Raw genomic sequence first — 22,237 nt, 5'->3', positions numbered from 1 at the left:
GGCCGTCCCGGGTGGGAGCCCGGGACGGCGCGCCGTCTGCTCGTGGTCAGACCTGACTCGCGGCAGCGAACCGGATGAACGCCGCCCAACCGGCCGGTTCGATACGGAGGACCGGCCCGGCCGGGTCCTTCGAGTCGCGCACGTGGACGGCCGCATCCGTCACGGCCACCTCCACACACTGACCGCCTTCCGCGCCACTGTGACTGCTCTTGAACCAGGCCAAAGCCTGCGATGTCGTGGTGCGCTCGTCGGCGTTCATAGCTCTCCCAGCAACTTTTCGATGTAAGCCAGTGACTCACGAGGAGTCAGCGCCTGTGCTCGGATGATCCCATGGCGCGACCCGAGAGCACGGACCTCCTCGCGATCAGTGACCAGTGTGCTATGTCCCTGCGTCTCCATGTAACCGATCTGTTCGCCGCCCTTGCGGGTGAAGAGGGTGAAGCCGCCGTCGATGCCCGCGTTGTCCTCACGATCGAGGGGCATGACCTGCGCCTCGACGTTGCGTCTCTGTCCCGCCAGCAGGATCTGCTCCAACTGGCCACGCATGACGGCCGTTCCACCAAGTCGCCGAAGCAGCACGGACTCCTCCATGACAAAGCTCATCAGAGGAGAGATCCGACATGCGAACAGTTCCTGCCGAGCCAGGCGAGCAGCCACTCGCTGCTCAATGACGCTCTCTTCCAACAGGGGCCTGCGCATCGCGAGCAGCGCCCGCATGTACTCCTCCGTCTGAAGCAGGCCGTTCACCACATGGATGTCGTATGACTGCAACTCCACCGCCTCGGCCTCCAACTTGGCGGCGTCCCGGAAGAACGCGGGGTACCGGGCCCGGGCGACCTCGTCCTTCATCGCGATCAGGACGCCGCCCGCGTTCAGCTCCTGGTCCGCCTTCTCGATCAGCTCCAGCCGGGGGATCCGCCGGCCGAGCTCCACCGAGGCGATCTGGTCCTCGCCGTACCCCAGCCGTGCACCCAACTGGGCCCGGCTCAGCCCCTCGCGCTCCCGCAGGAGCTTCAGCTGCCGCCCGAAAGAGCGCAGGAAGCCCGCCCCGTCGTCCTGTTCCGCCACGTCGGCCACCTCCGACCCACCACCCTCAACGGCATCGCCGATCCCACGGACACCACCAGGCATTCGCATACGATCGGCTACCAAGACGATACGGAACGCAACCGGCCGACGGGTCCGGAATCCAGCGAATTCACCCCTGCTACGCCGCAGCTGCCCCCACCACGCCCCGCAGCAGGCTGCGCGCACGTTCCGCGCCTCGCCGGTTGCGTGCAACAGCGGCCGCATCCGGCCGGAGCTCCGGAGGTGCGACTCCCGCGCACCGACGGCAGATGGTGCCCCCGCCCGCCACCGGGTCGGCGCAGCGAGCGCATTCCCCCACTCCACCGGCAAGCACGCCGTCCGCGACCGCCGCCACCGGCATCCCCCGCTCCAGGCGCGCTCGCACGAAGCCCGCCGGTGCGAGCACATGCGAGGGGAGGCCGCCCAACAGCGCATCCCGCAGCCGCCCCACGTCCGGGTCGCGGGCGAGCCAGTCCGCCACCAGCGGTGCGAGGTCGAGCACTTCGACCATCCCCAACCGCAGCCGCCGGTCCCTGGCCGTCAGACGCCCGAGAAGCCCGGCCGCAGCTGCCGTGGCCTCCCCGCCGCCGTCGTCCCCCTCCACCGCCCCCGTCGCCGCGTCGCGGGAGGAGGTGTTCCCCTCGTTCTTCTCCCCCTTGGGGGAAGTGCCGAGCTCCCGGCCCTCCCCCTCACCGAGTGCCGGGTTTCGGACCGAACCGCGCCACGCCGCCTCGATCTCGTCCGCCTCCGTCAGCGGCACGCTGCTGACGAGGACGCGGGTCGTCCACGTCCCCTTCGTCGGGTGCTGGGAGCGCCGGACATGGAGGAAGCCCTCCTCGATCAGCTGGGCCCGCGCACCGGCAACGGCCGTACGCCCCTCGGGCATCCGCTTGCCGATGGTGAGGATGGTGTCCCGACTGCCGGGCGGCAGCGACAGCGCCCAGAGCAGCAGGGTCTTCGCCGTGGCCCGCAGGCGCGGGTGGCGGACGATCTCGTGTGACGCCCGCACGTAGCGTTCGGGCGCGATAAAGTGCACGTGCATGAGGAGGTCCAACTCCCTGTGCCCGACCCCGGGGTGTTCGTAGCACCGCCGGGGTCACCTATTGATCTGTAGCCGGACGGTAGCACGCGGTGACGAACTCCCGCTCCCCGAATCCGTGATTCGCCGCCCCGACGAGCGATGAGCATCCACGACGGTTGGTCGAGCCCTGACCCGCGAGTTCCTGTCCAGCCCTCAGCCTGCTGTGGACGGCCCTTCGCGCGGGGTGGCGCGAAGGGCCGGGCGAACGTCGCTCACTGCGGGGGTCTGGTGCCGTTGGGCCACACGCAGGGGGAGGAGAAGCCGATCACGAGTGTCCCGTACGAGCTGCCGATGCCGTCGATGGACCCGGTGAACTCGTTGGTCGGGTTCGTGAAGTGGACGGATGTCCGGAGGGCTCCGGAGTCGTCCCGTTTGAAGCCCATGGCTTCGATCCGGGTCCGGAGGTGGTCGACGTACTCGGCCTGGCGGTCCGTCGGAATGCCGGAGAGCCGCTTCTCGGTGACTGCGACGACCCGCCCGTCGTACTCCGAAGGGGCGTCGTTCTTGAAGCAGTTGGTGCCGTTCTCCCGCTCGCTGGCCGTGGTGACCGGTTGGGGCAGGGCGGCGAGGGCCTGCCCCACGTAGTCCGCGGTCTGCTGCTTCGCCTGCGCCTGCGTCATGGTCGGGGCACCGTCGGAGTCCTTGCTGCATGCTGCGACCGTCAACAGCAGGCCGGCGGCCACCGTTAGCGCGATCGTCCGGTGCCGTCTCACTGGCCGACCCCATTGCCTGCGATCACGGCGCCGAACGCCTTGACGGATACGCTGCCCGGCAGCCAGTAGTGCGAGTGGTCGGTACTGCCGGCCGGGAGGTGTCGGGCTCCGAAGTCGTTGTCCACGGGGTCCAGCCCGAAGGCCAGGCCGGTGCTCGCCACGTGTTTGATCATCGTGTCCTCGCTGCCCCTGGCTACGTAGACGTGGGACGGGTCGATGTTCAGGTCCTTGGCGTGGTCGACGCCGACGCCGGGGCTGCCTACCAGGATCACGTCGTCCACCGGGAGTTTGTGGTCGCGCATGGTGAAGCCGACGGCGACGGTTCCGTAGCTGTGACCCATGAGGGTGTTGTGCGAGGGGTTGCCCTCGTGGGTCGTGCGCAGGGCGGTCTGGAAGCGGGCCAGGTCCTTCTCCGCGTTCTCGGCGTACGAGTCCGACGACGCTTCGGGGTAGAGGCTCTGGGGGGCGTCGTAGCCGACCCAGGCGATGGCGGCCGTTGTCTTGGGGCTGCCGGGGTCCGATTCCTTCGCGGCCCTCACCATCTCGTCCGCCTTGTCCACGTCGCCGATGGCCGTGGCGAACCTGGCGTGGGTGCCGGGCACGAAGGTCACGACGTTGTCGGCCGTGTCGGGGTTGTTGACGGAGATGATCGCCCGGCCCTTGCCCTTGGTGTCGAAGCCCATGAGGAAGGCCGGTTCGCCGCGTGTCCTCAGCTTGTCACCGCTCAGCCGGCTTTCGATGTCGGCGATCGAGGCGAGCTTCTCCTTCAGGTCCTGGTGCTTGCGTTGCCATTCGTCGTAGTCGGGGTTCTCCACGGGCCCGCCGTTGGTCTCGGCGACGCTCAGGTACTTCTTCGGCTCGGGGCCGAGGCCGTCGAGTTGGCTCTGGAGGTCCTGCTTGGCACGCTTCATGTTGATGCGGTTGGCCTGGTCGCGGGCGGTGGCGGGGACGCCGTCGAGGTTGCCGACCTGGTCGGGGTGGTCGTTGATGAACTTCTGCCGCTCGGAGTCGGTGAGGCCGTTCCACCACTGCTTGACGCTGTTCGGGTCAGTGCCGGGGGCGGGTACCTGCTCGCGCCCTGTCTCGGCGGCCTGGTCCTTCGCCACCGTGGCGGCGTCCAGGCCGGTGCCGTTGCTCGCGTTGGTCGCGAAGTGGTTCAGGCGTGCGCTGATCTCCTGGTCCGCCTGGGCCGCTTCGTTGAGCGCCGCGGTGATGCGGTTGCTGATGGCGATCGCCGTCGTCTCGGCACCGGCACCCGCGTAGGTCGGGGATGCCGGATCCTTGTCCCACGTGATACCGCCGTCCGGGGCCACAGTGAGCTTCGCGTCCTTGGCATCGTCGAGGGCGTACACCAAGTGGGACTGCGCCAGGGCGAACTGTTCGGCGGCCTTGGCGAGCGCCTTGCCGACGAAGTCGAGTTCACTGTGCGCGGACTGGAGTTCGGTGCCGAGAAAACGGATCCGTGCTTGGGCGTGGTCGGAGGCGGTGCCGGTCCACTGCGAGTTGGCCAACCGGTCCACGACCTCGTGCTGCCAGGACTCGATGTGCTGGCCGAAGGCCGAGTAGAGCTTGTCGAAGGCGTTCTTGGCGATGGTGATGTCGTTGATGTCGGCGTCGTAGAGCGTCTTGATGTCCACCGCTTACTCGGCCGCCTTCGCGCTGGAGGACCTCACTGAGCCCGCGCCGAGCTCGGCCGACGCGCTCTGTCCGCAGCCGTCCACTTCGACCGGGTGGACCCCGAACTCCAAGGCCACATCAGGATCTGTCACGTTCGCCCCCCGGCGGTTGGTTCGCGCCCGGCTACTGCCCGGCTCCTAGATCATTTGATTACGGACTTTAACGGATCATTGATCGTTTTGGTCCGATGTCGATCGGGTGACGGCCGAGCAGCGGGACGAGGGCAGGAAGGACGAGGCTCCCCAACGGTTGGGCGAGAACTCCGCACCGCTTCCCCGCCGTGCGGACAACAGCTGTCTCTCGCGCGTACACCGCCGCCCGACCGCCGTACAGGGCACGGCCGTACGCACGTCGCCGCTGGTCACCGGCCCTCCACGCCCGGCACGCTCCTGGCCATGACCTCCCTGCAAAGCCCGAGTTCCACCGCAGCGGCCGCTCCGCTCCGGGAGTTCGCCATGCGGTTCAGCTCCACGCCGCGCGGCGCCCGGCTCGCCCGCCGGCTCGTCTCCCACCGGCTCGACGACTGGGGGTACGGCTACGACTCCCCGCTCAACGACACCCTGAGCCTGATCACCGCCGAACTCGCCGCCAATGCCGTCCGCCACGGCCGCGTCCCCGGACGGGACTTCGCCGTCCGGCTCGCCGAGCACCCCGACACGCTGCGCGTCAAGGTGTCCGACACCCGCGCCGAGCGGACGCCCCCGGCCATCCTCCCCACGCCGGCGGACGACGCCGAGTCCGGTCGCGGCCTGCTCCTCGTCGCCGCCCTCGCCGATCGCTGGGGCACCTCCCCGCGTCCGGCGGCCCCGGGCAAGACCGTCTGGGCGGAGTGCCTGCGCTGAGCCTTCACGCGCGCGGGCAACTGTCCGGCCCATGGTCACCTTTGGGCAACCGACTGCCGGGAACCGGCCCCGACAGGTCGGTGCCGCACTATACGGTGTGCTCCAGTGATCCACACGCCGTGAAAGCGCACGTCGAAGGAGTCCGCCGTGAGGCCCACCCTGGCCGCCGCGCAGCTGCGCGGCAGTCTGACGCAGTACCTCACAACGACGTACGCCCTCGCCGACGAGGACACCCGCGGCGCACTGGAACGCTTCCTCGGTCACCCGGAGACCGGGATCTTCCGCGGGCCCTACCTGCGGATCAGGACGCCGTTCCACCTCGCGGACGAGGGCTGGCAGCGGCACCTGGAGTGGCAGCCCGGATTCCCGCCGTACCGGCACCAGGCCAAGGCGTGGGAGCGGCTGAGCACCCTGCGCGGCCCGGCCCGGCCGACGCTGGTGACGACGGGAACCGGCTCGGGCAAGACCGAGTCATTCCTCGTCCCCGTGCTCGACCACTGCCGCCGGGAGAAGGCGCGCGGCCGACGAGGGGTCAAGGCCGTCCTGCTGTACCCGATGAACGCCCTGGCGACCGACCAGGCAGGCCGTATCGGGGACTACCTGGCGCAGCCTGAACTGGCGGAGGTCACGGCCGGGCTCTACATCGGCGACCGCCCGGACACCGACTTCCGGCGGGTGATGACGCGTCGTGAGGAGATGCGGGTCTCACCGCCGGACGTGCTGATCACCAACTACAAGATGCTCGACCTGCTCCTCCAGCGCGGCGAGGACCGCCCCCTGTGGGAGGGAGCCGAGATCACCCACGTGGTCCTGGACGAGTTCCACACCTACGACGGGGCGCAGGGCACCGACGTCGCCATGCTGCTGCGGCGGCTGGCCGCCGTCGTCGGGGCCACCCGTCCGGGCAGCCCGCTCGGGTCGATCTGCCCGGTGGCCACCTCGGCGACCCTCGGTGAAGGCCGCCCCGGCGCGCAGGCCGGCGGCATCCTCGATGTGGCATCCCAGGTGTTCGGGATGCCGTTCACGCCGGACACGCTGATCGGCGAGGAGCGGATGACGGCCGAGGAGTTCACCGGTGCGGTGGACTACGAGCTGCCCGAGCCTCCGACCCCGCAGGAGGTCATCACCGCTTCGGGTGGCCCGGGTGTGGAGTCGAATCCCAAACTGCTGGACCTGAACGGCCTCGTGGTCCGCATGCTGGGGCGGGAGGGGCTCGACGCCTTCCAGGTCGGCCGGCTGCTCCGGCGCCACGACTTCACCCACGGGGTCCTGACCCTGCTCAACGGCGAGCCGCTCGACGAGTGGGGTCTGCGCGACCGCTTGGCCCGCTTCGGCTACGCCTGGGGCCGTACCGCGCGGGAGAACCCCCGGCTCGTCCTCCAGGCGCTCTCGCGCTTCGTCGCGCTGCTGTCCGCCGCGCGGGACCCGGATTCCGACGAGCGACGGCCGCGCCCGCTGTTGCAAGTGGAGGCCCACCTGTGGGTCCGGCCGGTGACCAGGGTGCTGCGCGGCCTCGGCGGCGCACCGGAGTTCCGCTGGTACGAGGACGACCGGACGGCCACCCGCCGGAGTGCGGCCGCGGCCCTGCCGGTGGACGGCGAGGACGGCGAATCCTCGTCCGGCGGCCGGCCGTCGAGCGGATCGCAGCGGCCCGCGGCGCTGCCCGGCTCGGACACCGCCGTCCGCCCGGCCCAGGTGCACCTTCCGGCCGTCTACTGCCGCAACTGCGGGCGTTCCGGGTGGGCCGCGCTCTCCCCGGAAGCCGATCCACAGCGGTTGGTGATGGCCCACGACAAGATCTGGCGGGCGGGCCTCGGGCGGGACAAGCGGCGCATCCGCTACTTCATCTCCGCCACCCGGGCGGAGAAGCATGAGGCGCTCGCCGCCCTCACCGGCTCCCGGCCGGCGAGCGGCGGGGTCGACCCGCTCTCCGTCGTCGTGCTCGACGGGGCGCAGGGCACCTACCGCATGCCGGTCGCCGCCGACGACGGCGACCTGCTCGACGCCTGGTTCGCCCTGGCCGTCCTGGACAAGAAGACCGCCGACAAGGCGGCCGTGGACGACCGCTGCCCGGCGTGCAACACCGACAACGGCATCCGCTTCCTCGGCACGGCTCTGGCGGCGCTCGCCTCGGCGACCGTCACCCAGCTGTTCACCGGTGGCGACATCGCCCTCGTCCCCGAAGAGCGCAAGACCCTGGTCTTCAACGACTCGACCCAGGACGCGGCCCACCGGGCCGGGTACATCGCCAACGCCTCCTACAGGTTCTCCCTCCGGTCGCTGCTGGCGCACAACCTGGAGGACTCCGGTGCACCGCTTCCGCTGAACGACCTGATCGGGAACGTCCTGGACTCGGTGGACGACCCCGGCACGCTCGTCGCCGTCGTCCCGCCCGACCTGCACGACGAGGCCGGCGTGGACCGGCTGCTGTCCGGACGCGGCACCGGTGACGCCCGCACCTGGAAGCTGATCGGCGAGCGGCTGGCGTTCGCCACCGTCATGGAGTTCGGCCTCCGCTCCAGGCTAGGGCGCACCCTGGAGCTCACCCGCACGGCCGCCGCCGAGGTCGTTCTTGAGGACCCCGAACGCGTCGCCGCTCTCGCCCGTGACCTGTACCTCGCCCTGCCCGGACAGCTGATCACCGCCGACTCGATGCCGACCTCGGAGCGCTACGTCGCCTACGTGCGCGGCCTGCTGGAACGCCTGCGACAGCGCGGCGGGGTGCGGCACCGCTGGCTGGAGCCGTGGATGAAGGACGCGGGCGTCACCCGGTTCAAGATCTGGGGCGGCCGTCCCGACGGCATGCCGGCCTTCCCCGACGGGATGGCACCGCCCCGGTTCCTGCTCGACGGGCAGAAGGACAAGTCCCACTTCGACACGGTGTCGGGCCGCGGAGGCTGGTACCAGGACTGGACCAGGCGGTGCCTCGGGCTGGACTCCGCCGGTGCCACCGAGTACCTGCACCGCCTGCTTCCCGTGCTCGCCGCCGAACAGGTCCTGGCCGTCCGCACGGCACAGGACCGCAGCACGCGTGTCTACGGACTGCAGCCGGGACACATCGAAGTCCGGCTGCTCAGCGACTCGATCGTCAACAAGGCCTTCGTCAGCTGCGATGACTGCGGCTGGCAGCAGGTCGTGCCGCCCGAGCGGCGCACCCGCTGGTACGGGCACCCGTGCCCGCGCTACCGCTGCAAGGGATTCCTGACCCCGCCCCGGTACGGCGCCTCCCGCACCGGTGGCACCACGTCCGGCTTCGGCGGCGTCCAGGAACGCGACTACACCGACGACTACTACCGGCGTCTGTACCTGACCGGCGGCACCTTCCGCGTGGTCACCGCCGAACACACCGGCATGCTCACCCGCCCCGAGCGGGAGCGGGTCGAGCGGGCGTTCCGCTCCGGCACGCACTACACCGACCCCAACGTGCTGTCCTGCACGCCGACACTCGAACTCGGCATCGACATCGGTGACCTGTCCGCCGTCCTGCTCGGCTCCCTGCCCGCCGGGCCGGCGAACTACGTCCAGCGGGCGGGCCGCGCGGGCAGGAAGACCGGCAACGCGCTCGTCGTCGCGTTCGGCGGCCGCAGGGCCCGCGACCTGTACTACCTCGACGATCCGCGCGAGATGATCGCCGGCGACATCGTGCCGCCGGGCTGCTACCTGTCGGCCGTCGAAATCCTCCGCCGCCAGTACACGGCACGGCTGCTCGACCTGGCCGCCGCAGGGAAGCTGACCACGGCCGACGGTGAGCAACTGCCGCCTGTGCCCAGGCTGGTGTCGGCACTGTTCGGCACCACCGGCTGGTGCCAGGATCTGGCCGACGCGGCGCTCACCCACGGAAAGGCCCTGGTGGAGGAGTTCCTGGCACTCTTCCCGCGCGGCACCGGCCGGGACGACGACGCCGGCGTATCCGACCATGCTGCCGACGAGTTGCGGTCCTACGCCACCGGTGGCATCGCCCGCTGCCTACAGGAGGCCGAGGAAGCCTGGGTCCTCCGCCGCGAGGAGCTGAAGCGACGCCTCGCGGCCATCAACACGGCCGTCGACGCCCTGGTACCGACCGACCCGGAACAGGACCGCGAACGGCGGGAACTGCGCGCCGAACTGCGCAGCACCGCCGATCTCCTGGGCACGCTGAACCGGGCGAGCGCCCACGGCACGCTGGTCGAGCTCGGACTCCTGCCGAACTACAGCCTCGCCGACACGACCACCAAGCTCGAAGCCACCCTCTACTGGCGGGAGGACCCGTCCGAGCCGGACGGGTCCACCGCGACCCCGGGGGACTCGGCGAACGGGACTCCCCGGGTCTACCGCAGCGAGGTCCGCAGCTACGACCGCTCCCGTCGGCTCGCCCTCACCGAACTCGCGCCCGGCAGCAGCTTCTACGTCAACGGCTACCGGCACGTGGTGCGCGCCCTGGACATCGGCAGCCCCGATCGACGGGCCTGGTCCGTCTGGCGGCTCTGCCCGTCCTGCGGATTCGTCCGCACCGAGAACGCGCTCACCGACACCGACCCGTGCCCGCGCTGCGGCAGCCGTGCGATCGCGGACGCCGGGTGCGTGCAGTACGTGCTGCAGCCGCGGCAGGTGGTGGCCCGCGACAAGCGGGACGACGCCCGGGTCCGCGACGACAGGGACGAGCGGGAGCGTCGACGCTACTCGGTCCTCACCGCCGTCGACATCGACCCGGACCAGCTCGCCCCCGGCTCATGGCGCCACGACAAGGCGACCTTCGGGGTGGACTTCGCCCGCCGTGCCGTCGTGCGGACGCTCAACCTGGGCGTCGACCGCCAGGACGGCAGCAGCACCGTACCCGTCGCCGGTGAGGACGTCCGTCTCAACCCGTTCTTCGTCTGCACGAGTTGCGGAGGTGCGACGGCCGACGGCCGTCCCGTCGTCGACGCCCCGGCCGACGCCCTCACCCAGTCCCTGAGCGCTCCCTCCAGGGCCGGCGCCCATCACCTGCTCTGGTGCCCCCGCCGCAGGGCGCAGCAGCCCGCCGGATCCGGCCGGGCCGAGCCGCAGGACGTACCCCTGCTGCTCGCCCACGAGTTGACCACCGAGGCCGTGCGGATCCTGCTGCCCGCGTCCGTGGCGCGTGCGAAGGAGCGCTTGGCGTCCTTCGCCGCGGCGCTGTTCGTCGGCATAGCCGCACGCTACGGCGGCGATCCGGACCACATCGACATCGCGCCCGCCTCCATGCCCGACGGCAGTGTCTCCGACTGGCCCCAGCGCTTCCTGGTCGTCTACGACCGCCTCCCGGGCGGCACCGGCTACCTGCACCGGCTGGCCTCGGCGGAAGGGTTCAAGGACGTCCTGCTCAGGGCTCGCGACGTCATCGAGAGCTGTCCCTGCCGGGAGAAGGGTCAGGACGGCTGTCACCGCTGCCTGCTGCGCCGCGTACCGGCGACGGACTACGACAAGGTCAGCCGGAGCGAGGTCCGTCAGATGCTCGACGACCTGCTCGGTGCGGACGGGGAACGCTGGCGGACGTCGCCGGTCGCGACCACGCGCCACATCTCACTGGAGCAGCAGGCCGAGAGCGATCTCGAAATCATGTTCGTCGACACCCTCAGGGACTGGGCGCGGTTGCCCGAGTCACGAGCGAGCGCGGACGCCTACACGACCTCTGCCGGGACGTACTCCCTCGAACTCCGCCTGACCGGCGACGACGGCTCCACCGTGAGCTGGCGGGTCTCCCAGCAAAGGGCTCTGGACGGCACCCGCCCGGACGTCCTCTTCGAACGGCTCGACGCCCCGGGTCCACGCCTCGCGGTCTACCTCGACGGCTACGAGTACCACGCCGGCCCGCGGCACAACCGACTGGCGGACGACGCCGTGAAGCGCGCCCGGCTCCGGGCGGACGGCCTGCGCGTGTTCCAGCTCACCTACTTCGACGTCAAGGACTGGCGTCGCCGCGTCACCGACCACGGCCACGCCGGCGGCGGCCCGACCGCTCCGGTCCGGCGGCTCTACGGGTCGGGCGGTGACGGGGAGGAGAGGGCACGGAAGTACTACGCCAACGTTCGCGGCGGCCTCCCCGGTGAACTCTCCGAGACCGTGTGGATCAACCCGGCGAACCTGCTGCTCGCCTACCTGCGATCGCCGGATGCCACCCGGTGGCAGTGGCGCGCGGAGGCCGCCGCAGCAGGGCTGACCGGAGTCACGGGGGCCCGCGCCGCAGCTCTGGCGGTCGAAGCGGTCGGACCGCAGATCCGCGCGGCCCTCGACGGCGGAGCACCTGCCGGTCCCCGAGGACCGGTGCAGGTCGTCACCGTTCCGGACGGCTCGGGCCTGCGACTGGTCCTGACGGCCGACGGGCGCCGCAAACCACCGGTCTGGAGCGCCCTCGCCGTCCTCGACGACGGTGAGCGCGTCCACGATGACGAGGTGTCGCACAAGCAGCGCTGGCGCTCCTGGCTTTTCTGGACCAACCTGCTCCAGTTCCTGGAGCCCGGCGGCGGTGACTGCGTCCAGATCACGACGGGCCTCCTCGGCGGCCTCTCCGTCGAAGTCCTTGCACCGAGCGGCGGCCAGGGATGGCTGGCGACGACCCGACAGACCGCTGCGAAGCAACCGCCGGCTCCGAAGGCCGCCGCTGAGGGTCCGGTTCCGGTTCCTGCGCCCGCGGCCCCCGTCCCGGCCCCCGGGCCCGACGCCGCATGGACCCGGGTGATCGCGCTCCTCGACCCGGACGAAGCCGGAATCGCCGAACTCGCACACCTCCTCGCCGAGGCCGGCGCCCCCACCCCGAAGGACGGCTACGAGCTCGACAGCAACGGCTGGCAGGCCGAACTCGCCTGGCCCGAACAGCGGATCGGCGTCGTTCTCGCTCCGCGCGCGTCCGACGGAGAGCCGGACTACGAAGCCCAGGACCGCGACAAGGCCTTCCGTGCCGCCGGATGGGACGTCCGCCCCGCCGTGAGCTGGAACGCCCGGGAACTCGCCGAGCGGCTCGGCCCGCGGAGCGGCGCCCTCACCGCACCACAACACCGACGAGACGGAACGACCAACGACGGAGAGTCAGAGCGATGAAGACCCCGGGAATCACCCTTCGCCTGCTGGACAAGGCGGACAAGGAGATCCTCAAACTCCCCCGCTCGGTCAAGGGCGCCCTGTACGACTTCCAGCACAAGTTCAAGGCGAACCCCCACGCGACCGGCCTCAAGCTCCAGCAGCTCAAGGGCGACAGCAGGCTCTGGTCCGCCCGGGTCAACGACGACCATCGTGCGCTGCTGCTGCGCCTGGCCGACGACGACTGGCTGATCGTCGCGGTCAAGCACCGCAAGGACGTCTACGAGAACCTCGACCGGCTCGCCTACGGGATCAACCACGTCACCGGTGGTATCGAGTACGTCGACCTCCAGGTGGTGGAGGAGAGCATCCTTCGCGGCCTCGCCCCGGCCCGGCCCGCGGCGGCTCCGCAGCCGGTCGAACCGACCACGCCCCGGGCGCTCTTCGCGGAGTGGTCCGACGACCAGCTGAGCGACCTCGGGGTCGCCGCACCACTCCTGCCCGTCATCCGGACGCTCACCACCGAGGACCAGCTCCTCGGTCTCGTCGAGTACGCCCCGCAGCTCACCGGTGAAGTGCTCCTGGCCATCGTCGACGGCAAGGACTTCGACAGCATCCTCGACCAGGTCACGACGCCGGTCGCGGCCCCCGAACCGGTCGACCCGGAGGACTTCCAGGCCGCCGCCGAACGGCCGGCCACCATGGTCACCACCTCCGACGCGGCTCTGGAGGAGGTCCTCAAGGGCGGCGACTTCGGGCGGTGGAAGGTCTTCCTCCACCCCACCCAGTCCAAGCTGGTGGAACGCACCTACTCCGGGCCCGCCCGGGTGAGCGGCGGCCCGGGAACGGGAAAGACGATCGTCGCCCTCCACCGCGTCAAGCACCTGGTCGACCGGCTTCCTCCGGGACACACCAAGCCCGTCCTCCTCACCACCTACAACAAGAACCTCGCTGCGGACCTGCGTTCGCGGCTGCTCGAACTCGGCGGAGAGGAGCTGCTGGCCAGGGTGGACATCAGCCACGTCGACCAGCTCGCCCTCCGGATCGTCCGGGAGGCGGAGCCCGGCAACTCCAAGCAGACGATCGACGACAACCAGGCCGTGCGGGAGTGGCAGGCGCTGCTGGACGAACTCGGAGAGACCGCGTGGGACGCCGAGTTCCTCCACGACGAGTGGACGCAGGTGATCCTCGGGCAGGTGATCGGATCGCGCGCGGACTACTTCAGGGCCCGCCGGGCCGGCCGCGGCACCATCGGTCGTGCCGAGCGCGCCGAAATCTGGCAGCTCGCCGAGCGGTTCACCCAGCGCCTGGACCGCTCCCGACGGCAGACGTGGGACCAGGTGACCGAGCGGGCGGCCCGACTGGAGGTGGAGCGCGAACAGCGGATCGCCGCGATCGAGGCTCATCGCGACGAGGCCGGCGGTCTGGACAACATCCACCTCCAGGACGGCTCCGCCGGCTGGTTGCGGTACCGGTACCGGCACATCGTGGTCGACGAGGCGCAGGACCTGCGACCGGCCCACTGGAAGATGCTGCGGGCGATGGTCCCGAGCGGCCAGGACGACATCTTCCTGGTCGGTGACACCCACCAGCGCATCTACCGGAACCAGGTGACCCTCGGAAGTCTGGGCATCCACATCCGGGGCCGCTCGTCGAAGCTCACTCTCAGCTACCGCACAACCCGCCAGATCCTGCGCTCGGCACTGGACGTCCTCACCGGGGAGTCCTTCGACGATCTCAACGGCGGTGAGGAGACCTTGGCCGGTTTCCGGTCCGTCCTCAACGGCGCCGCTCCACGGATGCACCCCTACCCCGACTGGAACGCGGAGCGGGCGGGCATCGCCGAACACGTCGCGGCCTGGGGCGACCGCCCGGACGAACGGATCCCCCTGGAACAGATCGCCGTCTGTGTCCCCACCAATCAGATGGCGGGAGAGGTCGCCTACACCCTGGCGCAGCACGGAATCCCCGCCGTGGAGATCGGCCCCGACGGCCCCAGGAACGGCAGCGGTGTCCACATCGGCACGATGTTCAGGTTCAAGGGCCTGGAGTACCAGCGGATGATCATCGCCGGTGTCCGTGACGGGTTGGTGCCGCGTGACAACGTGAACCGCCTCAAGGGGACGGACCTCGCCCGGTACCGTCGGGAGATGCAACGTGCCCGCTCGCTGCTCTTCGTCGCGGTGACCCGTGCCAGGGACAGCGTCGACATCTTCTGGCACGGCGAGCCGAGCCCCTTCCTGAAGCCCGTTCTCGCGTCCTGAGCCGCCTCACGACGCCGGGCCGGTCGGCGGTTTCCGCGTCAGGGCTGCCGCCCGGCCCCTCCGCCACCCCGGGCTCAGCGCTCATGGACGGAGCCGGAGTAACCGGACTGGTGCACCGTCGGGGCGGTTCGGTCCGGTGGGGGCGGCGCCGCCGGCCTCACCGTGAACAGGAGTGACCCGGTCAGCAGGCCCGCGCAGGCCAGGCCACAGGCGGTGTTCAACCTGTGCCGGCGGATCCGGAGCGGGCGAGGCGGCGCATGGAGTGCGGTGGCCGTCATGTGCGTGGGTTACCTTTCGGGCCCGGGCGTTCCGGCATCGGACCGGCTCGGGCGATGGAATTCGACGGGGATGGACGTCAGGAAGCGCGTACGGGCTGCCGCACCCCTCAGCGAACCGGCGCCGGATCAGAAGGCGAACGTCTCGGAGTGGATCCGGCTCTTCGGCACCCCGGCCTTCTGCAGAGCCGTGACTGCGGCCGTGGTCATGCCCGGTGGTCCGCAGAGGAAGACGTCACGTTCGGCCAGATCGGGCACGAGCCTGCTCAGCAGGGCGGGCGCGAGCGGGTTGTGTTCCCCGAGCGAGGAGCCCAGCAGGTAGTGCAGGCCGGCCTGCCGCCCGACGGCGATCGCTTCGAGTTCGTGACGTAGCACCAGTTCGTCCGGGCTGTTGGCGCGGTAGAGGAGAACGATGTCACCCGGCCCGCCGGGCAGCGTCTCGAAGAGCGCTCGCATCGGGGTGATTCCGACCCCTCCCGCCAGGAGCAGCACCTTGCGACGGGTGCGCCGGTGAGCGGTCATCGCCCCGAACGGCCCGGTGGCGACGACACGTACCCCGGGGCGCAGCCGCCGCACGCGGCGGGTGTGGTCCCCCAACGCCTTGACCGTGATGCGCAGTGTGTCGGCCTGTGGGGAGGCGGACAGTGAGAACGGGAGTGCCGTGGCCCACAGTCGGCGGGTGAGGAAGCGCCATCGGAAGAACTGTCCTGCCTGCGCGTGGAGTTCGTTCACGCGGTCACCGGCGATCACCACCGAGACGACCCCGGGCCCCTCGGTGCGGACGTCCACCACTCGCAGGCGGTGCCGCAGCGTCTGGCGGATCGGCACCACGCAGCGGTACCACAGCAGCAGTACCACGACCTGGGCGTGGATCGACGACCAGAGCCAGGCGAGGATCGGCAAACCCGAGACGTCCGGACCGACCACCTCGTGAGCGAAGGCGAGGCTGGCCGCCAGGTAGGTCAGCAGGTGGACGGTCCGCCAGGTCTCGTGGCGGACCCGGTGGCGGACGATCCTGGCGGAGACCACGCCGACCAGGAGGAGCAGAAGGGTGCCCGCGGTGGCCGCGGCCAGTGCGGGGTAGCCGAGGACGGCTCTGCCGGCGGACACCACGTCGGTGCCGGTGTAGACCGTGAATCCCAGCAGGGCGAGCAGGACGTGCGCCCCGACGAGTGTGAGGACGTAACGGCCGCCGAGGGCGTGCCAACGGGCCAGCACGTCCGCGCCGACGCCGTGCTCGATGGCGGGCACCCGCGCCATCAGCAGCAACATCACCACCATGCCGTATCCGGCGAGCAGCCCGCTCAGGTGGGCGCCGGTGGCCAGCAGGGCGTCGAGCCGGGTGGACGGCATCGCCTGGACGGCCCACGCACCGGTCACGACGCAGGCACCGGTCAGGATGCCGCGGCCCAGTGCCCGTGGACTGAGACGTGGTGGAGCGGTCGCGCTCAGGGCCCGAGCGCGGTGCCGGGCCGCGTGCCGGGCCGCGTGATGGGCCGCGTGATGGGCCGCGTGATGGGCTGCGCCCGTCGCGGGCGGCCGGGCAGGCGCGAGTGACGTGACGGGACCGGAAGTGCTCATCGGTGGGGCGCCTTTGGTGCGATGGGAGGGGTGGACGGTCGCCGGACCGCGGTGACGGGGGTGTGTTCTCGCCGCGCTGCGGCGCGCGGTCCTTCCAGGCGTCGGGTCGCGCCCGTGTCGGCGACCGCAGCGAAGTCGGCCTTCGGGCCGTTCGAGGATGCTGACCCCCGGACGCCACCGGGGTCCACGCGACGGCGGCCGGACGGGTGCGGTGCGCGGCGGTGCGCTACCGGAGGTGATCCGGGACGGCGGGCAGCCGGGAGTCGTGCGGGCGCGCAACCGCGAGGATCTCCAGGGCGTGCGAGGTCCAGCGGTCGACCTGTCCGAGCGCCCGTTGCGCCTCGGTGCGCGCCGCGTCGCGTTCAGCGGACAGCAGGGTCACGACGCCGCGCAGTTCCGCGACCATGACCTCCAACGCGGCAGCCTCCTGCTGGCACCTGGCGGCGTCGGCGCATGCGGCGTCCCGGGCGATATGGGTCTGGTGGGCCCACGCGAGAGCCGCCTGGGCGGCCTGTTCCGCTTGCTCTCGGTGTGCGAACAGCCGCGCCGCGCGAAGCTCCGCGTCGTCCCGGGCGCGTTCTGCCGCAGCCCGCAGGGCGTCCGCCCGCTCGGCCAGGTCCAGTGCCCGTTGCCGTTCGGCTTCGCTCGACCGCAGGTCCCGGCCGAGCTCGTCGTTCCGCTGTACGGCACGGGCCGTCTCCTGTCGCGACGCGTCCAGATCCGCCTGTACCCCGGCGAGGCAGTCGCGCAGCCGGAATGCTTCCGACCGTGCCGTGCCGAGAGCGCGCCGGAGTTCGCCGATCTCGCCCGGGCCCGAGCCGGGGTGCTCCGGGGCGGCCCGGTGGCCCACCGGCTCCTGCTCGAGGCGATGCGGCCGGGTGGGGTGACCCGCCGGGACGGCGGGCACGGCGGGTACGGCGCGTTCCGGCTGGGGGCGCGCGTGGCCGAGATGACGTTCCGTCAGATCTGCCCCTGTCGGGGCGGCGTGCGGGGCCGGCGCCTGTCGATCCGTCTGGGCCGCGCGCAGGCGCAGTCGGGCCTCCCGCGCGGTGATCGTGACCGTGTTCACAGCCACCCGCTCAAGCAGGTGCGCCGGCGGTGTGGAGGCCTCGGTGCCGTGTTCGACGTACAACGCTGCTCCTGTCCTGAGTTCGTACGGCGCGTTCCGGGCAACGCCGGTGGCCGTATCGGCCCGGCGGACGCGGGGTCTCGCCGCGAAGCCCTGCGGCAGGCCGGCTGCCGTTCCCGCTCGTGGCATCGGAGTTCGACTCCGGGAAGTCGGAGCCGGCCGCACCGGCCGACACGACTCTAATCAGGCGGCTTTTCCGAGGGAAACCACGGAGATTAAGGAAGAACTAAGGAACGGTTATTCTTTCCGGGCCACCGGCCGGCACGCTCCGCGGCATCCGCGTTCGACGAAGGAACCTGTCGGCCGTCCCGCGGAGCGGGGGCCCGCGGTCAGGACTCGTAGGTCTGCACCATGGGCGGGTGCCCGTTCCAGGTCGCGAAGACCGACGAGGTGCTCCCGTCCTTGGTGAAGTCCACCCGCAGCCACCCCTGGGCCCGCCAGACCTTCACCGCGTAGCCGGACGCGGGCGTGGCCGACACGAGCGAGGCCGAGTCCGCGCCGAGTGCCAGTGCGACCTGTCCGCCGTGAACCGTGTAACCGCGGACGTCCGACGCGGCCGCGGCCGGAGAAGCCGCAGGTGGAGAAGGTGCGGATGTCGGAGCCGACGTCGTGGGCGCGGGCGTCGACGCCGATGCCGCGGGCGCGGCGGCGGTCCTCGGATTGGCCGGGGGGCTCGGGGGCCGAGTCGCCGTCGGCGGGTCGGCAGGCGGCGAGGGCGCAGGGTGAGCCCCGCCGCGGTCGGGCATCGCCATCGCCTGCGGCGGGCCGAAGATCGCCTCGCGCATCACCGTGCTGACGCCGAGCCAGCCCACGGCGGCGGCGGCCACGGTGGCGACGAGCCACGCTATTGCCAAGGTCCAGTTGCGCACGGCTCCATAATTGCCCGGCTTCGCGCATTGTCCCAACAGTGGCGGCTTGGCCCACGGGTGGCGTACGGTGACGGGCATTATGGCAAGCGTGCTCCTGGTCGAGGACGATCCGTTCGTCAAATGGGCCGTCATCCGCGATCTCACCAACTCCTCCCACACGGTCCGCAGTGTCGGCACGGCGCTGGAGGCCCTGCGCGAGGTCTCCCGGAACCCCCCGGACATCGTCGTCCTCGACCTGGGCCTGCCCGATCTGGACGGCGCCGAGGCGCTCAAGATGATGCGGAGCGTGTCCGACGTACCGGTCCTCATCGCCACCGCCCGCGACCAGGAGGCGGAAATCATCCAGCTGCTGCACGAGGGCGCCGACGACTACGTGACCAAGCCGTTCTCCGGCGAGTACCTCAACGCCCGGCTTGCCGCGCTGCTGCGCCGCACGAGTGGCGGCAAGCGCTCCGAGACGCTGGTGGTGGGTGGTCTCAGGGTCGACGTCCGACGCCGGGAGGCGAGCCTGGACGGCAGGCAACTGGAGCTTGCCCGCAGGGAGTTCGACATGCTCGCCTGCCTTGCGGCTCGGCCGGGAGAGGTCGTGACGCGTCGCGAGCTGCTGGCGCAGGTGTGGCAGCAGCCCTACGGCGAGGACCAGACCATCGACGTGCACCTGTCGTGGCTGCGGCGCAAGTTCGGTGAACGTGCCGCCTCGCCGCGCTACCTCCACACGGTGCGCGGCGTCGGGGTCATGCTGGAGGCACCGCCGGACCACTCCCCCGTCTCCCGGTCGTGAGAGGGGCGTTGGCGCGGTTCGCGTTCGCCGTCGCCACGATGGTCGCGCTCGCGTTCCTGATCCCGCTGGCCCTGACGGTTCGGGAGTTCGCCAGGGACCGGGCGTTCGCCGAGGCCGAGCGCCAGGCAGCCGCGATCGAGCCGGTCCTCGTGGTGACCACCGACCAGGTGGCACTGACCCGAGCCCTGGCCAGCACCCCGGTCGGCGCCGCCGGCCGGATCGCGGTGCACCTGCCGTCCGGAGCGGTGATCGGAACCGCTCACGCCGGCGGCGAACAGTTCGACACCGCCGTCCGGCAGGGCCGCGCCTTCACCGCTCGGGTGGCGGGCGGCTATGCGGTACTCCAGCCCGTGGTGCTCGACCCGGGGAGCGTCGCGGTGGTCGAGGTCTATCTGCTGGACGGCGACCTGCGCCGGGGGCTGGGTACCGTCTGGTCGGTACTGGGCGGAGTGGCCGTGGTCCTGATCACGCTCTCCTCCCTGGTGGCCGACCGGCTGGCGGCGCGGCTGGTCGGCGCGACCCGTCACCTGGCGGGGGCGGCACGCACGCTCGGCGCCGGGAACCTCGACGTGCGGGTCGACGCCCAAGGCCCCTACGAGTTGCGCGAGGTGGGCCTGGCCTTCAACGCCATGGCCGGGCGAATGGTGCAGATGATCACCGCCGAACGGGAGTTCGCGGCGGACCTGTCACACCGGCTGCGCACCCCGGTCACCGCGTTGCGGCTCAACGCCGCGGCGCTGGACGGCGGACCGGTCGCGGACCAGACCCGACAGGTGGTGGCCTGGCTGGAGCGGGAGGTGGATCTGGTCATCAACACGGCCCGGGCGGGAGGCGCGGGCCGGGAGGCGGCGGAGTGCGACGCCGCCGACGTGCTCGCCGAGCGCATGGCCTTCTGGTCCGCGCTCGCCGAGGACCAGGAGCGGCGCTGGCACTTCTCCGGGCCGGGCGAGCCCGTGCCGGTCCCCGTGGCACAGTCCGAGTTCGCCGCTGCGGTGGACGCCGCGCTCGGGAACGTCTTCCGTCACACCGGGGAGGGGACGGAGTTCTCGGTGACACTGCACGCGGGTAACGGCACCGCGGTCATTCTGGTGGCCGATGCCGGCCCCGGGATCTCGGCGCCGGAGGTCGCCCTGCGGCGCGGCCAGGGCACCAGGCGGGAGGGCTCCACCGGACTGGGCCTGGACATCGTGCGCCGGATGGCCGAGGGGGCCGGCGGCGGAATGCGGATCGAGCGCTCCGCGCTCGGCGGGGCGCAGGTTCACATCTGGCTTCCCAGTGGAGCGGGAGCCGCGCGGACGACCGGGACGAGCAGCGACGCGGCACCGGCCGCGCGGCGGCGCGGCGGCCGCCGCGCGGCACGGGGACGATGAGGCGGTCGCGACGACGGACCGAGCGCCCGACCGTCGCGCCCGGCGCGACGGCGCTGTTCCAGCACTGCGTGCATTGCGGGGTCGGGCGCCGACTGCGTTCGTAGCGGGGGCGGGCGCCGCTCGACCCCGCAACGGACGGGCTTCCGATGCCTCACCGCGGTGTCCGCGCGGTACGGCTCATCCCCGGCGGTGGCTCCGGCGGCGCCGGGCCAGGAACAACGTCGCACCACCCGCGCCGAGCACCGCGGTCGCGCCGACGGTCAGCGGCACGATGTTCGAGCCACCGGTGTGCGCCAGCTGGGTGCTGGAGTCGGTCGGGGTGGACCCGGCGGCAACTCCGGTCTGGCTGTCGGCCTGTGAGGTGTCCCCCGACTGGGCGGAGCCGCCGGCGGGCGAGGAGGTCGACCCGTGATCCATGCTCATGTCCATGTCGCTGTTCGAGCCGGCGGCCGACGGCTTCGCCGCACCGGCCCCCGCCCCCGTACCCGAGGTGCCGCCCGAGCCGGAGGCGGCACCGGCGGTGGAACCGGCCCCCTGGCCCGACCCCTTGCCCGGCGCCGTGCCGGCGCCCGGCGCGGTACCCGGGTTCGACGCCGTACCCGGGGCGGTGCTCGAACCGGCCCCGCCGAAGACGACGTCGGAACAGGAGTAGAACGCCTCCGGACTGTCGGACCGCTGCCAGATCGCGTAGATCAGGTGCCGGCCCTGCTTCTTCGGCAGCTGCGCGGTCATCTGGTACGAACCGTCCACCAGGGACGGGTCCGTGGCCTTGTAGAACGGAGTCGGTTCCAGGTCGGACCACTTCAGCGGCTTCGTCGGGTCGTAGCCGTCCTTGGTGACGTAGAGCTCGAAGCTTCCCCGGTGCGGGGCGGTCCCGCGGTACCTGAAGGTGAAACTGCCGCTGGCCGGCAGGGACGTCGCGGGCCAGTCCGCGCGAGGCAGGTCGAGGCCCTTGTACTCGTCGTTGCCCGCGCTGCACAGCTTGCCGTCCGGGATGAGCTCGCGATGGCGGCCCGCCGCGTCGCCGATCCTCACCCCCATCCAGTCGTAGAACGCCTGGGTCCCGCTGGCCGCCACGGCGGCCTGGCAGGCGGCCGACTTGGGATGCTCCGGACCTTCCAGGTTGCAGCCGTAGACCCGGCTGATCGGGTTCTGCATGGAACCGTGGGCTTGGGCCTTGCCGGCCATGCCGAGAAGCAGCAGCGGCAGGGTGCCGCAGGCGACCGCCAGGACCTTGTTGCGTCGTGAATTGATGACAGTTCTCCTTCTGGAGTGGAGTTCGAAACCGCCGGACCCGGCGCGTCGCACATACGGATCCGAACCCGTTCCGGACCGCGAAACGGATATCCGGGAGAGGAATTCGGTGCGACGTTTCTGCCGCAGGAGCAGGTCGCGCCCGCTCGCCGCCGGCTCATGCTATCCGGGACTGCGGGGCCGAAACCGCCGAACAGGCGAGGATTTCGGCTTCTTGCGACATTCTTAAACATGACTTCAAGGTGTTTTATGGGGCGAGGGCGGAGTAGCCCCGGCCCTGGTTTCCGGGCTGCGCGCGGCGCGGGCGGCGGAGGCCCTG

At 71.3% G+C, this 22,237-nt stretch carries 14 protein-coding genes; 5 read left to right on the top strand and 9 right to left on the bottom strand.

The window, feature by feature from the left end; genetic code table 11:
* Positions 1 to 46: 46 nt before the first annotated feature.
* From ACH4J0_RS32460 to ACH4J0_RS32440, 5 genes are all read right to left on the bottom strand, one after another.
* Positions 47 to 259 carry a DUF397 domain-containing protein gene (locus ACH4J0_RS32460; protein ID WP_396244495.1) on the bottom strand — a complete coding sequence of 71 codons (213 nt, stop codon included), beginning with the start codon at positions 257 to 259 and terminating at the stop codon, positions 47 to 49.
* Positions 256 to 1,131: a Scr1 family TA system antitoxin-like transcriptional regulator gene (locus ACH4J0_RS32455; RefSeq protein ID WP_396244493.1), complete on the bottom strand. Its 876-nt coding sequence runs from the start codon at positions 1,129 to 1,131 to the stop codon at positions 256 to 258. Before ACH4J0_RS32455 ends, ACH4J0_RS32460 begins: the two co-directional genes overlap by 4 nt.
* Positions 1,132 to 1,207: 76 nt before the next feature.
* Positions 1,208 to 2,110, bottom strand: a complete 903-nt coding sequence (locus ACH4J0_RS32450; protein WP_396244491.1) for a hypothetical protein — start codon at positions 2,108 to 2,110, stop codon at positions 1,208 to 1,210.
* 251 nt (positions 2,111 to 2,361) lie between these two features.
* Positions 2,362 to 2,769, bottom strand: coding sequence for a hypothetical protein (locus tag ACH4J0_RS32445; protein WP_396244489.1), 408 nt, complete (start codon positions 2,767 to 2,769; stop codon positions 2,362 to 2,364).
* An 89-nt stretch (positions 2,770 to 2,858) separates the two neighbouring features.
* Positions 2,859 to 4,499: an alpha/beta hydrolase gene (locus ACH4J0_RS32440; protein WP_396244487.1), complete on the bottom strand. Its 1,641-nt coding sequence runs from the start codon at positions 4,497 to 4,499 to the stop codon at positions 2,859 to 2,861.
* 435 nt (positions 4,500 to 4,934) lie between these two features.
* Between ACH4J0_RS32440 and ACH4J0_RS32435 the strand changes: the two genes are divergently transcribed.
* The 3 genes from ACH4J0_RS32435 (at position 4,935) to ACH4J0_RS32425 (ending at position 14,659) form a co-directional block, all read left to right on the top strand.
* Positions 4,935 to 5,381 carry an ATP-binding protein gene (locus ACH4J0_RS32435; protein ID WP_396244486.1) on the top strand — a complete coding sequence of 149 codons (447 nt, stop codon included), beginning with the start codon at positions 4,935 to 4,937 and terminating at the stop codon, positions 5,379 to 5,381.
* 147 nt (positions 5,382 to 5,528) lie between these two features.
* On the top strand, positions 5,529 to 12,416 hold the full coding sequence (locus ACH4J0_RS32430) for a DEAD/DEAH box helicase (RefSeq protein WP_396244485.1): 6,888 nt from the start codon (positions 5,529 to 5,531) through the stop codon (positions 12,414 to 12,416).
* Positions 12,413 to 14,659 carry a UvrD-helicase domain-containing protein gene (locus ACH4J0_RS32425; protein WP_396244484.1) on the top strand — a complete coding sequence of 749 codons (2,247 nt, stop codon included), beginning with the start codon at positions 12,413 to 12,415 and terminating at the stop codon, positions 14,657 to 14,659. The genes ACH4J0_RS32430 and ACH4J0_RS32425 overlap by 4 nt, the downstream gene beginning before the upstream one ends.
* A gap of 404 nt (positions 14,660 to 15,063) precedes the next feature.
* Here the strand turns inward: ACH4J0_RS32425 and ACH4J0_RS32420 are convergent, their stop codons facing one another.
* From ACH4J0_RS32420 to ACH4J0_RS32410, 3 genes are all read right to left on the bottom strand, one after another.
* Entirely contained in the window at positions 15,064 to 16,314 is a 1,251-nt protein-coding gene (locus tag ACH4J0_RS32420) for a ferric reductase-like transmembrane domain-containing protein (protein WP_396244483.1), read from the bottom strand.
* 427 nt (positions 16,315 to 16,741) lie between these two features.
* Complete coding sequence (locus ACH4J0_RS32415) at positions 16,742 to 17,647, bottom strand: hypothetical protein (protein WP_396244482.1); 906 nt, start codon at positions 17,645 to 17,647, stop codon at positions 16,742 to 16,744.
* A 326-nt stretch (positions 17,648 to 17,973) separates the two neighbouring features.
* A complete protein-coding gene (locus tag ACH4J0_RS32410) occupies positions 17,974 to 18,513 on the bottom strand; it encodes a hypothetical protein (protein WP_396244481.1) in 540 nt (179 codons plus the stop codon).
* A gap of 79 nt (positions 18,514 to 18,592) precedes the next feature.
* Between ACH4J0_RS32410 and ACH4J0_RS32405 the strand changes: the two genes are divergently transcribed.
* Both ACH4J0_RS32405 and ACH4J0_RS32400 read left to right on the top strand, forming a co-directional pair.
* Complete coding sequence (locus ACH4J0_RS32405) at positions 18,593 to 19,294, top strand: response regulator transcription factor (protein ID WP_396244478.1); 702 nt, start codon at positions 18,593 to 18,595, stop codon at positions 19,292 to 19,294.
* An 8-nt stretch (positions 19,295 to 19,302) separates the two neighbouring features.
* Positions 19,303 to 20,664, top strand: coding sequence for a HAMP domain-containing sensor histidine kinase (locus tag ACH4J0_RS32400; protein ID WP_240520904.1), 1,362 nt, complete (start codon positions 19,303 to 19,305; stop codon positions 20,662 to 20,664).
* A gap of 177 nt (positions 20,665 to 20,841) precedes the next feature.
* Here the strand turns inward: ACH4J0_RS32400 and ACH4J0_RS32395 are convergent, their stop codons facing one another.
* Positions 20,842 to 21,972, bottom strand: a complete 1,131-nt coding sequence (locus ACH4J0_RS32395) for a lytic polysaccharide monooxygenase (protein WP_396244477.1) — start codon at positions 21,970 to 21,972, stop codon at positions 20,842 to 20,844.
* Between the last annotated feature and the right edge of the window lie 265 nt (positions 21,973 to 22,237).

It is taken from the genome of Kitasatospora sp. NPDC017646 (genome assembly GCF_044329365.1).
Taxonomy (GTDB): Bacteria; Actinomycetota; Actinomycetes; order Streptomycetales; family Streptomycetaceae; genus Kitasatospora.
This window is presented reverse-complemented; position numbering and strand designations above follow the sequence as displayed.

What these genes read in the sequence shown, in the direction of transcription:
- ACH4J0_RS32460 (WP_396244495.1), bottom strand. Translation starts at nt 259, where the DNA reads ATGAACGCCGACGAGCGCACCACGACATCGCAGGCTTTGGCCTGGTTC.
- ACH4J0_RS32455 (WP_396244493.1), bottom strand. Translation starts at nt 1,131, where the DNA reads ATGCCTGGTGGTGTCCGTGGGATCGGCGATGCCGTTGAGGGTGGTGGG.
- ACH4J0_RS32450 (WP_396244491.1), bottom strand. Translation starts at nt 2,110, where the DNA reads ATGCACGTGCACTTTATCGCGCCCGAACGCTACGTGCGGGCGTCACAC.
- ACH4J0_RS32445 (WP_396244489.1), bottom strand. Translation starts at nt 2,769, where the DNA reads ATGACGCAGGCGCAGGCGAAGCAGCAGACCGCGGACTACGTGGGGCAG.
- ACH4J0_RS32435 (WP_396244486.1), top strand. Translation starts at nt 4,935, where the DNA reads ATGACCTCCCTGCAAAGCCCGAGTTCCACCGCAGCGGCCGCTCCGCTC.
- ACH4J0_RS32425 (WP_396244484.1), top strand. Translation starts at nt 12,413, where the DNA reads ATGAAGACCCCGGGAATCACCCTTCGCCTGCTGGACAAGGCGGACAAG.
- ACH4J0_RS32405 (WP_396244478.1), top strand. Translation starts at nt 18,593, where the DNA reads ATGGCAAGCGTGCTCCTGGTCGAGGACGATCCGTTCGTCAAATGGGCC.